This is a genomic window from Shewanella sp. SR44-3 (genome assembly GCF_014163735.1).
Classification (GTDB): Bacteria; Pseudomonadota; Gammaproteobacteria; order Enterobacterales; family Shewanellaceae; genus Shewanella.
Genome location: NZ_JACJDV010000040.1, coordinates 17364 through 32684, shown reverse-complemented (window position 1 = coordinate 32684; position 15321 = coordinate 17364). Strand labels below are relative to the sequence as shown.

Genomic DNA, 15321 nt, shown 5'->3' with positions numbered 1-15321 from the left:
CTATAAATAGCGGGCTTTTTTGTTGAATGTGGCGGAGGGATAGGGATTTGAACCCTAGAAGGGCTATAAACCCTTGCCGGTTTTCAAGACCGGTGCATTCGACCACTCTGCCATCCCTCCGAACGAGCGAGATAATAGCTATCTCACCGCCCTATGTAAAGAGCTAATCACATCTAAATTACAAAAAAACGTGCAACTGCTCAATTGGCGATCAATAGCAGCCTTTTTAGCCATCATTTGGCAATGACTTCGCCTTATCTGAATGATGATTTAACATCTTCTGTGGCCGCGCCTAGCGCCACTTGCAGCCCTAAGTCATCGCCCTTGGCGATATACGCTTTATCTACCCAAAATCCCACTGCGGCAACAAGCTGCTCACCATAAAAAATCAGCGGCACTTGGGCACGTCGCCAAGGAGGTATCTGCAACTCTTGCCAGAGTTTTTTAAGCTCGCGGCCCTTACTACGAAAATGCGGCTGGCACTTTACACTGCTCGGCGCACCGTATTGAATACTCACCGACGCTATGTCACGGGGTAAAACTAAGCGGATGCCAGTGGCGCTGATGCTCAATCTCCATGTGTGGCATACTTGAGCTCTATCTTGGCTATGATACTTAGGTTTAGATAAATTAACGCAGGTTTCATCTCCCAGAATCACTGCCAATAATTGCTGCAATAAGCAAGCTTTCTCTACGTCAGTGGAGGCTGTGGTTTTGGCGATTGCAAAGGCTTTACCCGCGAAGCGTTTTACTTGGTATTGCTCGCAATCTATGCTGACTTTGGCATCTTCTTTCGCCTGCAATTGCTGAGTAATTATCTGTTCAAGTTGCGATGAAGAAGGCGCAGCTAACCCTAATGCATTTAAATAGCCCCGAAATAGCAGTTTTTGCCATATCAGGCTTTCCTTAGCAAAATGCTCAAGCTTAAAGCCTGTACCTTCAAGGGGCGTAGTATCATCTAAATAAGCGTGTAATCGCGCTATGGTTTGCTCTTCTATAACTTCTTGCTGCTCGGCGCATAATCTGGCGCTACGGCTAGCAGTTTGGGCATAGCTTGGCCAGCGCTGCTTAAGGGCGGGGATGATTTCGAGGCGTAAAAAGTTTCTATCAAAACTGTCATCTTGATTACTGTCATCTTCGATGTGAACTAGGGCTTCTGCTGCCGCTAAGGCTTCTATCTGCTGCCGTGAAACACCGAGCAAGGGCCGTAGTAGCCAATAATGGTCCTTTCGCTGGCACTCTCCCATGGCCGCCAACCCTTTAGGGCCTTGGCCGCGCTTCAATGCCAACAACAAGGTCTCAAGCTGATCATCTTCATGGTGCGCGGTAAGCAAGATATCATTCTGATGTAAATGCATGGCGATGGCGTGATAGCGCGCGGTTCTCGCTTTGGCTTCTAAGCTTTCACGCTTGCCTTTGTGCACTGAGACTTTTTCGACAATAAGTGGCAAGTTATATATGGCGGCGCGATTGCGGCAGTGTTCCGTCCAGCTGTCGGCGTGGGCACTTAAGCCATGATGTACATGCAGTAAACGGCAGTCTATTTGGGGATGAAATTGACTGAATAGGCTTAAGCCTGCGGCAAGCAATTCGGAGTCGACGCCGCCGCTGTAGGCCAGCACTAATTTAGCTGCTGACGCTAATGATATTTCGCTGCCATTGTCACTCCCGTGAGCGCGGCTATGCAGGGCTGCACAAGTGTCTGATGGCGTCAGTAATGGCAGTGCAAGGCGCGCTATATTAGCGCATATATCTGTGATATTCATCTAAGCCCACCTCAGTGTTAGGCCAAGTAACGGACTAAAGTTACAGCTAACAAAAAATTAGTATTGAGCGGCACTGGCAGTATAAATGCTAGTCAAACTTAAGCTTCACATTCTCTGAGCCAAGTAATAACTCCAGTGCCAGCATTAACTCATCACTGGGATTGACTTGCCATGCAGCGCCTAAGGTGAAACTGGCGCGCGTGCCTTCTTGCAAGTAATCAATCACCACAGGTACGGCGCCCCCCTTCCAAGGCTCAAGGGTGGCTTTAAATTGCTCAAGCCAAGCTTCATCTGGCACTTGCTCGGCTGCTAACTTAAGCTCAACGGCGCGGGCGAAGTGGCTCCTCGCTTCACCTATGTCGATGATATTGCGCGCCGTCATGCGATTGCCGCCAGCAAAGTCATCATAGCTGACCTCGCCTTCACAAATTAAGATGCGATCTTTTTCCAGCAGATGATTAAATTTCTCAAAAGCTTCAGTGAATAACATCACTTCTAAACGGGCGCTTTTATCATCTAAGGTCACCAAGCCCATTTTGGCGCCGCGCTTAGTGAGCATCACTCGGGTTGCTACCACAAGCCCAGCCGCTTTTGCTGTCTTGCCGCGCTCCGTAGGGTGCACGTCTTTTAAGCGCCCAGAAGTGTATTGCTTAAGCTCTTTTAAATACTGATTAATCGGGTGACCTGTAAGGTACAAACCTAAAGTATCACGCTCGCCTTCGAGCCAAATTTTATCTGGCCACGGGGTGCATTGCACAAATTGCTGCTTGTTATCTTCAGGCTCACAGTTAAGCAAGCCAAACATATCATGCTGACCTATGGCTTCGGCTTTGGCGTGCTGCGCCGCAGCGCTGATGGCCTCTGGCAAAGTTGCCATCATAGAGGCGCGATGCGGCCCAAGGCTGTCCAGCGCGCCAGCGCAAATAAGCTTTTCAATGATGCGCTTATTGAGCTTTTTAAGGTCAACTCGGGCACAAAAGTCAAATAAATCAATGAACGGCCCATTTGCTCTAGCCTCAAGAATTGACTCCACCGGCCCCTCACCCACGCCTTTAATGGCGCCAATGCCGTAGACGATATTAAAGGCCTCATCCACAGTAAACTTGAATAAGCCCTTGTTCACATCCGGTGGGATAAGCGGCAAGCCCATGCGCTCACACTCATCCACTAAGGTGACGATTTTATCTGTGTTATCCATATCGGCGGACATCACCGCCGCCATAAACTGTGCGGGGAAATGCGTCTTAAGCCACAGGGTTTGGTAAGACACTAAAGCGTAGGCGGCGGAGTGAGACTTGTTGAAACCGTAACCGGCGAATTTTTCCACCAAGTCAAAGATTTTCATCGATAGCTCGCCATCGATACCGTTGTTTATAGCTCCTTCCTTAAAGGTGCCGCGCTGCTTGGCCATTTCTTCGGGTTTTTTCTTACCCATGGCGCGGCGCAGCATGTCTGCGCCACCTAAGGTATAGCCAGATAACACCTGAGCTATCTGCATCACCTGCTCTTGATAGAGGATAATGCCGTAGGTGGGTGACAAGAGCTCACGTAATGACTCGTGCTGATACTGGGCATCGGGGTAAGACACTTCCTCACGGCCGTGCTTACGTTCGATAAAGTTATCAACCATGCCAGACTGCAATGGGCCTGGGCGGAACAGGGCCACCAAAGCAATCATGTCTTCGAAGCAATCCGGCTGCAGACGTTTGATCAAATCTTTCATGCCACGGGATTCAAGCTGAAATACCGCAGTGGTTTCATAACGCTGCAATAATTTAAAGCACTTAGGATCGTCCAGAGGAATGGCTTCGATGCGAATGGGATCTAAGCCATTTTGCAATTGCACCTTGTTAACCATCTCAAGCGCCCAGTCGATGATGGTTAAGGTTCGAAGGCCCAAGAAGTCAAATTTGACTAGACCCGCGGTTTCCACATCGTTCTTATCGAACTGGGTCACAGGGTTATTGCCTTCGGCGTCGCAATACAGCGGCGAGAAGTCGGTGATCTTTGTGGGCGCGATAACCACGCCGCCGGCATGTTTACCGGCGTTACGAGTCACGCCTTCGAGGCGGCGACACATGTCGATGAGCTCTTTAACATCTTCATCGGCATCATAGGACTCTTGCAGAGCAGGTTCTACTTCAAAGGCTTTTGCCAGTGTCATCCCAGGCTCTGCGGGGATAAGCTTTGAAATTCTATCGACGAAACCATAGGGGTGGCCAAGCACCCTACCCACATCACGCACCACGGCTTTAGCGGCCATGGTACCGAAGGTAATGATTTGCGACACAGCTTCGCGGCCATACAAGTCGGCCACATGGTCTATCACTTCATCGCGCCTGTCCATGCAGAAGTCGACGTCAAAGTCGGGCATTGAAACGCGCTCTGGGTTTAAGAAGCGCTCAAACAGTAAGTCAAATTCTAATGGGTCAAGGTCAGTAATTTTAAGGGCATAGGCCACCAAGGAGCCCGCTCCCGAACCACGACCCGGTCCCACTGGAATACCATTGTCTTTACCCCACTGGATAAACTCCATCACGATAAGGAAGTAACCTGGGAATCCCATCTGGTTAATCACTTTAAGCTCAATGGCTAATCGCTCATCATACTCGCCACGCCTTTGTGCACGCACTTGCTCATCTGGAAATAAAAACTCAAGCCGTTCTTCAAGGCCTTTTTCTGATACCACCACCAGAAAGTCTTCTGTGCTTAAGTCCCCTGTGGGGAAATTTGGCAAAAAATACTCATAAAGACGAATAGTGACATTGCAGCGCTTGGCAATTTCAACCGTGTTGCTTAAGGCCGCAGGAATGTCGCTAAACAGCGCGCACATTTCCTCTTCAGTGCGAAGGTATTGCTCTGCGCTATAGGTCTTAGGGCGGCGGGGATCGGCCAAGGTGTAACCATCAGTGATGGCGACCCGAATTTCATGGGAATCGAAATCATCAGCCTTAAGAAACACCACTTGATTGGTGGCAACGACTGGCAAGCCACGCTCATTGGCAAGGTTAACCGCCATGTGTAAATAACGTTCTTCGTCGGCGCGGCCAGTGCGAATTAATTCAAGGAAATAGCGGTCATCAAAATGCGTCTGATAAAAGCTGATTAAAGAATCTACTTGAGCTTGATTGCCTTTTAACAAGGCTTTGCCAACGTCGCCCTCCTTGGCACCAGATAGCAGCAAAATGCCTTTGTTATAGGTGACTAACCATTCTTGGTCGATAACAACTCGGCCGTTAACTTGGCCGCGAAGATAAGCTTGGCTGATTATTTGAGTCAGGTTTTGATAGCCATCGTTGTCCATGGCGATGATGGTCAATGCGCAAAGTTCTTTATCAAAGCCTGGTACTTGCATCCAGAAATCTGCGCCCACTATGGGCTTGATCCCCGCGTTATGACAGCCACCATAGAATTTAACCAGACCACAAAAGTTATTTTGATCCGTTAAGGCAATAGCTGCCATCCCTTGTCGCTCCGCCTCGGCGATGATGGGTTTGACCTTGGCGACACCGTCCGTCATGGAGAAATCACTGTGGACGCGTAAATGAACAAAACGAGGATCGGTCATAGATTATGATTCTTAACAATGCAAAAATAAGATAAAAACGCTACTGAGACTAACAAAAAAGCAGACTGACTAGCAAACACATCAGAGTATAAAAATAACCTTTAACGCTGCATGGCTTTTATTTATGACAATAACCTCAAAGCCACAGGCTTAAAGCTTTTCCTGTGCTCAGGCAAGACGCCAAATTGGGCTAGCGCCTCAAAATGTGCCTTTGTTGGATAGCCTTTATGTTTGGCAAAGCCATACTCAGGATAGCGAGCATCCAGCTGCAGCATTTCTGCATCCCGAGTCACTTTTGCTATGATAGATGCCGCGCTAATGCTAGGTACTAAGCCATCCCCCTTGATGATGGCATGACGACTAACAGAGGCATCTAATTCAAAATTAGGCAAACGATTTCCATCCACCAGTACCCGCTGTGGCGTAACGTTGAGCCCGGCAACCGCGCGGCTCATGGCAAGCATGGTGGCGTGCAGGATATTAAGCTCATCAATTTCCATGGGATTTGCGCGGCCAACACTGACAGCTAACGCCTTATCCATGATTTCAAGGTACAAGGCTTGCAGGCGTTTTTCACTGAGCTTTTTCGAATCCATTAAACCTTCAATAGGCTTATTGGGATCAAGAATAACCGCTGCCGTAACGACATCGCCAATCAATGGGCCGCGGCCCACTTCATCAACCCCTGCAACTAAGCCATCACTGAGCAACAACACTTGCTCTGGGGTTATTTGCTTAATTACAGCGGGAAAATTTTGCATCGTAGGAAAACGCCTTGTCTTTGATTACTAAAGTGTAAATCTATGGATATGCAGTAGAAAGCCGCATCAATGCTGACTTAATAAGCGCCGTTATTTCAGTGATACTAGCTTAAGTACCGCTTCGGCGGCCCTGTCACTTGCATGACAATTGAGCTGGTTATGCAGCGCTAAAAAGCGTTGCTGGGTGGCACTGAAATCATTATTTAACTGAGATACCACAGCGCTTGCAATTTTCTCTGGCGTGCAGTTTTCTTGGATCAGTTCAGGCACTAATTCTGTGCCTGCTAACAAGTTTGGCAATGAATAATGGTTAATGCTCATCAGCCGTTTAGCGATGGCATAAGTGATAGGGCTCACACGGTATGCCACCACCATAGGCCGTTTAACTAACATGGCCTCCAAGGTTGCAGTACCTGAGGCCAATAAAATACCGTCGGCTGCTGCCATAACTTCTCGAGATTGGCCATCAATAAGCTCAATTTCAAGATCAGGAGCAAATTGCTCTAGCGATGCAAGAAACTCTTGCCTGCGCGCTTTATTCACTAAAGGCGTAACAAATTTAATGTCTGGGCAGGCTTGTTTAATCAAGCTTGCCGCCTTGATAAATGGCTCACTCAACTGGGCTAACTCGCCTTTACGAGAGCCTGGCAAAATGGCTAAATATTCGGCATCAGCATCTAAACCCAAAAGCGTGCGCGCAAGGTTTTTAGGGCTCTCTAGGGGAATATCATCGGCCAAGGTATGACCCACAAAAGTGCACGGTACTTGGTGTTTATCATAGAAAGCTTTTTCAAACGGCAACAAAGACAACACCATATGAGTGGCCTTGGCAATTTTGAAAATACGCTTCGGGCGCCACGCCCAGACTGAAGGGCTGACATAATGCACCGTCTTTATGCCTTTGGCTTTAAGCTTAAGCTCAAGACCGATATTAAAATCTGGGGCATCGATCCCGATGAAGCAGTCAGGTTTTGCAGCAATAATTTGTTCAATCAAGCTGCTGCGAACCTTGATCAGGCGAGGCAAACGTGACAAAACCTCAACGATCCCCATCACGGACAATTCTTCAAGGGAGAAAAAGCTTTCAAAGCCTAGGGCTTGCATCCGCGGTCCGCCAATGCCGATAAAACGCGCATTAGGGTGGGTTTTCTGGAGCGATTTAATTAATCCTGCACCTAAAATATCGCCGGAGATTTCTCCGGCGACCATGGCAAAGACAATTTGAGATGTTTGAGAACGCATAAACTGTGGATCACTCACTCTGCCATCAAATCGTTAACGAATAATGCCTCTAGAAGACGAGCTCACAAAATCGACTAACGACTTAACATGCTCATCTTTTTCAGCTTCGCCCTGCAAGGCTTCAAGGGCTTCTGCGACTGTTAAACCTTGTCGATACAAGGTCTTGTAGGCGCGGCGCACAGCCAACTGGCTTTCTTTGCTAAAACCACGTCGCTTTAAGCCTTCGGCATTTAAGCCACGAGGTATCGCAGGTTGGCCAGATGCCATCACAAAAGGCGGCACGTCTTGCAAAATAAGCGATGAACCAGCTGCAAAAGCATGAGCACCGATATGCACAAACTGGTGCACCCCTGTCATGCCGCCCAAAATAACCCAATCACCCACATGCACATGGCCTGCGATAGAGGCATTATTGGCCATAATTACATTGTTGCCAACCACACAATCATGGGCAATGTGTACATACGCCATAAACAGATTATTAGAGCCGATGCGGGTTTCGCTGTTATCTTGCACTGTACCTCTGTGAATAGTCACAGACTCACGAATAATATTGTTATCGCCCATGACTAAACGAGTCGGTTCACCGGCGTATTTTTTATCTTGGCAATCTTCACCCACTGAGGCGAATTGAAAAATCTTATTACCTTTACCTATCACGCTTGGCCCTTTGACCACAACGTGTGAACTTATCCAGGTATCATCGCCAATTTCGACGCCAGCACCAATATAAGTCCAGGGACCGATAGTGACATTATTACCAATTTTGGCATCGGGATGGACGAATGCTAATTTATCAATCACTTTTTGATCTCTCTACGTGCACACATGATTTCAGCAGAACACGCTAGTTCGCCATCGACATATGCCTCTCCTACAAATACGCCAATCCCGCGGCGCTCTTTAATCATTTTTACATGGAAATGGATCTGATCCCCTGGCTCAACTACCCGCTTGAATCTGGCCTTATCTATGCCAGCAAAATAATACAGCACATTTGGCGATGGCTCTTCACTCATGGTTTTAAAGGCAAGTAACCCAGTTGCTTGCGCCATTGCTTCTAAAATAAGTACACCAGGCATCACAGGTTGAACTGGGAAATGGCCTTGGAAGAAAGGCTCGTTTATGGTGACATTTTTAATCGCGTGTAGACTTTCGCCGCGAGTAAAATCGAGCACGCGATCAATAAGTAAAAAAGGATACCTGTGGGGTAAGTACTTAAGGATCTCTTTAATATCCATGGTGTTTAATTGATTTGACACACTATTTCCTTAACTAGGCCTAGGCCATTAATCTTCTTTATTCTGCTGTTTTTCAAGCACTTTCACTCGACTGAATAAATCATCGAGTTGACGGAATCTCACCGTATTGCGGCGCCACAGCTTATTTTCCATCGCCACTGTGGATGAAGAATAAGTACCAGGCGCGCGAATTTCACTGGTCACGTTAGTGCCGCCACTGACATGAACCCCATCGGCTATAGTCAGATGGCCTGCTATCGCACTATTACCACCGACGATACAATATTGTCCTAGCTTAGTGCTGCCAGCAATAATACTACCGCCTGCTATGGCGGTATGCTTGCCTATGATGGCATTATGGGCAATTTGAACTTGGTTATCTAAGATAACCCCATCACCAATTTCTGTGTGGCCTAATGCGCCGCGATCAACTGCCGTATTGGCGCCAATTTCAACATTGTCACCAATGCGCACGCCACCTGTTTGCGGAATTTTAACCCAAGTACCGCGATCATTAGCATAGCCAAAACCGTCAGAGCCAATAACCGCACCAGAATGAATAATGCAATTTTGTCCTAAATGGACATCATGATACAGGGTCACATTAGCCCACAGCCGTGTATTTGAGCCTAAAATGCTGTGCTCGCCTATGACGCAGCCTGGACCAATTTGGCAATGTTCGCCAACAATAACCCCTGCACCAATCACTGCATTAGCACCTATGGCTACGCCTTGGCCGAGTTGCGCGGTGGCGTCGATTTGCGCCGAAGCGTGAATGCCTGTCGCCGCTTTTGGGGTGGTATCTAAACGCTGAGCAACGCGAGCAAAGGCCACATAAGGGTCTTTGACAATAAGCGCATTGCCTTGAAAATCTTTTGCTTCTTTCTCGCTAAGCAATACTGCCCCAGCTTGAGTGCTCTCAAGCTGGGAACGGTATTTACTATTGGCTAAAAAAGAAAGTTGGTCTGCTTGGGCTGATTCTAAGGTGCCAACGCTGCGGATAAGCAGCTGCTCATCACCTTGCAAACGAGCATCAAGCATTTCACCAAGTTCTTTTAAAGTCATTTTCATTGATTACTTGCCTTTGCTTAAGGCTTCAACCACTTTGCCACTGATATCAGCACTTGGCTTAACATAAATAACAGCACCACGTTGGAACACCATGTCATATTTTTCTTTTTCAGCTATGGTATTAATGGCTTTTTGAACTAAAACAAGTAGCTTGTTTTGCTCTTCGCCTTGACGACGACGCATATCTTCATCAAGTGCTTTACCCTTTAACTGAAATTCAGACTTCAGTGACTCCATTTTACGAACGAGCTCAGTTTTCTGAGTGTCGTTCATCAAAGCACCATCACGTTGCTGTTTTTCAATCATAGAGCGCATTTCTTCTTGCATCTTCTGTACATCAGCAACACGATCGCCGAATTCAGATTTTAATGATTTAGAAATTTGTTCACGCTGTGGTAACTGCTCAAATACTTCGCCCATATCGACAACTGCAAATGACTGCGCATTGGCCATCATAGGCGCGGCGAGGAAGCTTAATGTCACTAATGCACGATTAACCATCTTTTTCAAAGTAAACTCCTTGTTAAAATATATTTATGTTTTCAAAACTTGCTGAGTGTATTGGTTTTAGAAGGTTTTGCCAATATTGAATGAGAAGATCTCTGTATCATCATCTTCATATTCTTTAAGTGGCCACGCCAAACTAAACACCATAGGTCCCATAGGCGATAACCACTGTACGCTCATGCCCCAAGAGGCACGTAAACGTGATGGATCGCTATAATCTTCAAGCTTGGAAAACTGCTCCGCAGGCAAGACCCGGTAAGAGTCATAATCAAACTCGGTATCCCAGACGTTACCGGCATCGACGAAGAAACTGGTACGAACTGAATTACTGTAGGCATCATCCAAGAAAGGCGTTGGCACGATAAGCTCTAAACTTGCTGTGGCTAACGCATTACCACCAATAGACCGACCTTGACTCACCTGAATCGTGTTTGGTTCTCCTGGTAGGCTACAGCCATCATTTGATGAATCTGGCGAGCAAGGCTCACTGCCACGATACAAGAAAAACGATCTTGGGCCCACTGAGTTTGACTTAAAACCGCGTAATGAACTGCTGCCACCTGAGTAATAATTCTCCCAGAACGGCATAATTTGATCGTTGTCGTTAAACTTGCCATAGCCATTAGAATAACCAACCCGTGCACGAGCCAACACTACGAAGCTTTGCTTACGGTTTAATGGAAAATAGAAGTTAGTATCAAAATCTGTCTTGAAATACTGTAAATCAGACCCTGGGACAGTCATCTTGCCAGTTAAGCGTTGCGATGACCCATCAGATGGGAAAGTACCGCGGTTAAGTGTGCTTCTTGACCAACCAGCCGTTAATTCAAAGTTATTAAAACTAAGATCTGATTCAGGGCTTTCGGACTCACGGTAGACGTTATAAAAACGCAACGCTTGCTCGTAAGCTGATACTTCTGAAATAGTGTTATGACGATAGCCTATGCCACCGTTTAAACGATTATACTCATTAATTGGAAAGCCTGAGTTAAGCGCTAGTCCATAGGAGCTATTCTTATAACGCTCAAGATTAGCTTCATTGGCATCGAACTCACTCCAATACAAATTACCACCCAAACTGACGCCATCTTTAGTCCAATATGGATCTGTATAAGATAAATTAGCACTCTTTTGGTATTTGTTGGTATTGACGCTAAAGCCAGCCTGATTACCCGTACCTAAGAAGTTATTTTGCTCAACACCAAATTGCAAACTCATGCCAGATTCAGTGCCATAACCAATACCTGCATTAAACGAGCCTGAAGGCTGCTCTTTTACCTTAAACTCAACATCAACTAAATCATCGCTGCCAGGAATTTGAATCGTTTCTGTATCTACAGTTTCAAAATAACCTAAACGGTTAAGGCGAGTTTTTGAATGTTCGATTTGATCTGAGTTCAGCCAAGCCCCTTCCATCTGACGTAACTCACGGCGCATGACTTCATCTTTAGTAACTGTATTACCAGTGAAGTTAATCGAGCGCACATAAACACGTTTTCCTGGCATCACATTAATGTTAAGCACCACTTCTTTGGTGTCATCATTAATTTCAGGGTAAGTTTTCACTTCAGGATAGGCATAGCCAAAACGACCGAGGTACTTACTGTACATTTCTTCGGTGTAGGTTACTGTACCGCCGTTATAGGTTTCACCGGTTTTAATCGGTAAAATAGCCTTTAATAGTTCTTCACGGCCCATCAGCTCGCCAGTAAGGTTCACTTCTTTAACTTGATATTTCTCACCTTCATCAACGTTAATGGTGACGTACAAACCTTTTCTGTCCGGTGTCATGGCCACTTGAGTCGAGGTGACATTAAAGCGAATATAACCTTGGTTATGGTAATAGGTTTTAATGGTTTCAAGATCAGCTTGCAGTTTTTGCTTTTGATAGCGGCGCTCACCAAATAAATCCCACCAGGCCACAAAATCTTTAAGTTCGAGCATTTCAATCAGCTCAGAATCACTAAAAACAGTGTTACCCACAACATTAATTTGGCGAATTTCAGCAGCTAAACCTTCGATGAACTTAAATTTAAGCTCAATACGGTTTCGCGGTAAATTGATGATTTGAGCTTCTACTTTAGCGCCGTATTTACCTACGCCATAATAGAAGTCTTGCAGGCCTTTTTCGATACCTGTGATCATGGTTCTGTCTAATGACTCACCAATCTTGACCCCTGACTCATCTAAACTTTGTTGAAGTTGTTCTTCTTTGATGTCCTTATTACCATCAAAACTAATCACGCTGATCGTCGGTCTCTCTTTGACTTTAACAAAGATCACCCCATTTTCATGGCTGACGTCAATTAGCTCAAAGTTAGCTGAGCCGTAAAGACTCTTAATAGCTTGCTGTAATTTAACTTGATCTACAGTATCACCCACTTTAACTGGCAAACTCAAAAGAGCTGCACCAAGGGCGACACGCTGTAAACCTTCTACTTGGATGTCGGTGACTTCAAAAGGTTGGAAGTTATCTGCCCAACCATTCCCTGAAAAAGACGCACCGACTAATATCATCGAGGCAAAAATTTTATTCAATCTCATAGAGCACTTCTAATTATTTGATTGTCCTAGCTCAGAGTCGGGCGAAATCATTGAAGAGTGCAATACTCATCAACATCAACAGCAAGGCTGCGCCAATTCTGAATCCTATTTCCTGTGCTTTTTCAGGCACAGGCCTACCCGTAATCACTTCAATAAAGTAATACAGCAAATGTCCCCCATCGAGCACAGGCAAAGGCAAAAGATTAATAATGCCTAAGTTGACACTGATGAGTGCGATAAACCCAAGAAAGTACACTAATCCATAATTCGCGCTAGCACCAGCACCTTGCGCTATGGATATAGGTCCACTTAGGTTTTTCACCGACACATCGCCGGTAAAAAGTTTACCAATCATCTTGAAACTCACGATGATCAGCTGCCACGTTTTATCAGCTGCGGCAAAAATGGAGTCCACTATGCCATATTCCAAAGAAATACGCATATTTTCCGGCCATTGAGTTTGAGTAGGGCTAACACCTAACACGCCGATATTATTGCCTTCTTTGTCGATTTGAGTGTCTGGTACCAAATCCACATCCAAGGTCTGCATGCCGCGCTTAAGCGTTAGCACTAAATGCTGCCCTGCAGACGCTTGCACTAACTTAACAAAACTTGCCCAATCAACAAAAGCATTACCATTAATCGCCACTAAGACGTCACCTTTAAGTAGCCCAGCTCGCTCAGCCGCACTAGCTTCTGCAACAATGGCAAGTTCTGGTAATATCTTAGGTCTAAATATCCCCAAGCCTAATGCTGTTATTGGTGATTGTTTTTCTGGATCAAATTGCCAATGTCGAGTATCGAGCTGGTAATGCTTTGAACCTGTGTCCATTCCTTCGAGTCTAGATAAAGGCGCAAGTTCAATATCAATTTCATCATCGCCAATATGACCGATTAACGCGAGGTTAACCTCATCCCAATTACGCACTCTTTGACCTGAAATTGAGATAATTTCGCTGTGTTCATTGAGCTGAATTTGTGCCGCAGGCGTATCAGTAAGCGTGGTGTCAATTATGGGTTTGACCGAAGGTACACCAATGATGTACATAATGTACAAGGCAATGATAGCAAACAAAAAATTAGCAAGAGGACCCGCTGCAACTATGGCAATGCGTTGCCAAACGGTTTTGCGATTAAACGCTTGGGACTTGAGGGATTCTGGAACCGTGTCTACCCGCTCATCGAGCATTTTCACGTAACCGCCAAGAGGGATCATGGCGATCACGTATTCAGTGCCATCTAAGCCTACTTTACGCCAAATTGCTTTGCCAAAACCAATTGAAAAGCGTTCGACTTTAACACCGCAGCGGCGGGCTACCCAAAAGTGACCGTATTCGTGGGCGGTGATCAATATCCCAAGGGCAACAATAAACGAGCCTAGGTTCCACAAAAAATCGAACATGTTGCTCCTTTTACTAACGTATACGTTTAACAGCTTGCCAGGCGTGCTGACGAGTTAAACTGTCTAACTGTAAAATATCATCAATTGAGTTCAAACTACTTTGGGGCACTTGTGTCAAACAGCTGTCATTAATAGCAGCAATTTGAGTAAATCCAATTTGACCGGCAAGAAATGCTTCGACTGCGACTTCATTGGCAGCATTTAATACAGTCGTAGCCTCTTGCCCCTGTGCACAGGCTTGAATGGCTAAATGCAAGCACGGGAAACGCGCGGTAGCGGCTTCACAAAAACTTAAATCACCCAGCTTGAAAAAATCCAGTGCCTCCACTCCTGACTCGATGCGGTTGGGGTAAGACATGCAATGTGCAATAGGCGTGCGCATATCAGGATTACCCATCTGCGCCAACACTGAACCATCCCGATATTGCACCATAGAGTGAATAACACTTTGAGGATGAACCACGACTTTAAGCTGTTCGGCACGGGGATTAAATAACCACCGTGCTTCAATAAACTCAAGGCCTTTATTCATCATGGTGGCTGAATCTACAGAAATTTTGGGCCCCATAGACCAATTAGGATGCTTACAAGCTTGAGCTGGAGTCATGGACGCTAAGCGTTCTAAAGGCACCGTTAAAAAAGGTCCGCCAGACCCTGTGAGCAATATGCTAGACACGCCAGCATCATCTAAGGAGCAAAAGCCTAAGTTAGTTTGCACCGCTTCAGGAAGGCATTGGAAGATGGCATTATGTTCGCTGTCTACAGGTAATAGCTCAGCGCCAGATTGCCTACGAGCTTGCATAAATAACGCGCCGGACATGACTAACGCTTCTTTGTTAGCCAGTAACACACGTTTGCCTGCTTTCACGGCTGCAAATGTAGGAAGTAGTCCTGCAGCGCCAACAATTGCCGCCATTACGGTATCAGTTTGGCTTGATGTCACCAAATCTATTAACGTATCAATACCTGTAGTGACAGTGATGCCAAGATTTGGTGGCATAGCGGCCTTAAGCGCCATCGCCGCATTCTCGTCAACCATATGTGCAATAACAGGTTGATGAACAAGGCACAAGGCGAGCATTTTATCCACATTGGTGTTCGCCACCAAGGCATAAACGCTGTAACGCTGAGGGTGCATTGACATGACACTTAAGGTGCTGGCGCCAATTGACCCCGTCGCCCCTAAGATAACCACATTTTGCGTACGCTCAATGGGCAT

11 protein-coding genes and 1 tRNA gene are annotated in these 15321 nt (G+C 46.2%); all 12 read right to left on the bottom strand.

Annotated features, from left to right (window positions below; translation table 11 throughout):
• Positions 1–29 precede the first annotated feature (29 nt).
• Positions 30–120: transfer RNA gene (locus H5073_RS15325), tRNA-Ser, on the bottom strand.
• Between the two features lie 134 nt (positions 121–254).
• The gene (gene tilS / locus H5073_RS15320) at positions 255–1766 is read right to left on the bottom strand and encodes a tRNA lysidine(34) synthetase TilS (RefSeq protein WP_182680437.1); all 1512 of its coding nucleotides are present in this window, start codon (positions 1764–1766) and stop codon (positions 255–257) included.
• An 88-nt stretch (positions 1767–1854) separates the two neighbouring features.
• A complete protein-coding gene (gene dnaE / locus H5073_RS15315; RefSeq protein WP_182680436.1) occupies positions 1855–5334 on the bottom strand; it encodes a DNA polymerase III subunit alpha in 3480 nt (1159 codons plus the stop codon).
• 122 nt (positions 5335–5456) lie between these two features.
• Entirely contained in the window at positions 5457–6095 is a 639-nt protein-coding gene (rnhB, locus tag H5073_RS15310) for a ribonuclease HII (protein WP_182680435.1), read from the bottom strand.
• Positions 6096–6185: 90 nt separating this feature from the next.
• Positions 6186–7337, bottom strand: a complete 1152-nt coding sequence (gene lpxB, locus H5073_RS15305; protein WP_182680434.1) for a lipid-A-disaccharide synthase — start codon at positions 7335–7337, stop codon at positions 6186–6188.
• A gap of 33 nt (positions 7338–7370) precedes the next feature.
• On the bottom strand, positions 7371–8141 hold the full coding sequence (gene lpxA, locus H5073_RS15300) for an acyl-ACP--UDP-N-acetylglucosamine O-acyltransferase (RefSeq protein WP_182680433.1): 771 nt from the start codon (positions 8139–8141) through the stop codon (positions 7371–7373).
• Positions 8138–8599, bottom strand: a complete 462-nt coding sequence (fabZ, locus tag H5073_RS15295; RefSeq protein WP_182680432.1) for a 3-hydroxyacyl-ACP dehydratase FabZ — start codon at positions 8597–8599, stop codon at positions 8138–8140. The genes lpxA and fabZ overlap by 4 nt, the downstream gene beginning before the upstream one ends.
• 27 nt (positions 8600–8626) lie before the next feature.
• The gene (lpxD, locus tag H5073_RS15290) at positions 8627–9649 is read right to left on the bottom strand and encodes a UDP-3-O-(3-hydroxymyristoyl)glucosamine N-acyltransferase (RefSeq protein ID WP_182680431.1); all 1023 of its coding nucleotides are present in this window, start codon (positions 9647–9649) and stop codon (positions 8627–8629) included.
• A gap of 3 nt (positions 9650–9652) precedes the next feature.
• Complete coding sequence (locus H5073_RS15285) at positions 9653–10150, bottom strand: OmpH family outer membrane protein (RefSeq protein ID WP_182680438.1); 498 nt, start codon at positions 10148–10150, stop codon at positions 9653–9655.
• 66 nt (positions 10151–10216) lie between these two features.
• On the bottom strand, positions 10217–12700 hold the full coding sequence (gene bamA / locus H5073_RS15280; RefSeq protein ID WP_182680430.1) for an outer membrane protein assembly factor BamA: 2484 nt from the start codon (positions 12698–12700) through the stop codon (positions 10217–10219).
• 31 nt (positions 12701–12731) lie between these two features.
• On the bottom strand, positions 12732–14102 hold the full coding sequence (gene rseP / locus H5073_RS15275) for a sigma E protease regulator RseP (RefSeq protein ID WP_182680429.1): 1371 nt from the start codon (positions 14100–14102) through the stop codon (positions 12732–12734).
• 13 nt (positions 14103–14115) lie between these two features.
• Positions 14116–15321 carry a 1-deoxy-D-xylulose-5-phosphate reductoisomerase gene (gene ispC, locus H5073_RS15270; protein ID WP_182680428.1) on the bottom strand — a complete coding sequence of 402 codons (1206 nt, stop codon included), beginning with the start codon at positions 15319–15321 and terminating at the stop codon, positions 14116–14118.

Bases quoted from the DNA above. Each gene is read 5' to 3' on its own strand.
- H5073_RS15285 (WP_182680438.1), bottom strand. From the start codon at position 10,150: ATGGTTAATCGTGCATTAGTGACATTAAGCTTCCTCGCCGCGCCTATG.
- lpxB (WP_182680434.1), bottom strand. From the start codon at position 7,337: ATGCGTTCTCAAACATCTCAAATTGTCTTTGCCATGGTCGCCGGAGAA.
- tilS (WP_182680437.1), bottom strand. From the start codon at position 1,766: ATGAATATCACAGATATATGCGCTAATATAGCGCGCCTTGCACTGCCA.
- rnhB (WP_182680435.1), bottom strand. From the start codon at position 6,095: ATGCAAAATTTTCCCGCTGTAATTAAGCAAATAACCCCAGAGCAAGTG.
- ispC (WP_182680428.1), bottom strand. From the start codon at position 15,321: ATGCCCATTGAGCGTACGCAAAATGTGGTTATCTTAGGGGCGACGGGG.
- lpxD (WP_182680431.1), bottom strand. From the start codon at position 9,649: ATGAAAATGACTTTAAAAGAACTTGGTGAAATGCTTGATGCTCGTTTG.
- dnaE (WP_182680436.1), bottom strand. From the start codon at position 5,334: ATGACCGATCCTCGTTTTGTTCATTTACGCGTCCACAGTGATTTCTCC.
- bamA (WP_182680430.1), bottom strand. From the start codon at position 12,700: ATGAGATTGAATAAAATTTTTGCCTCGATGATATTAGTCGGTGCGTCT.
- rseP (WP_182680429.1), bottom strand. From the start codon at position 14,102: ATGTTCGATTTTTTGTGGAACCTAGGCTCGTTTATTGTTGCCCTTGGG.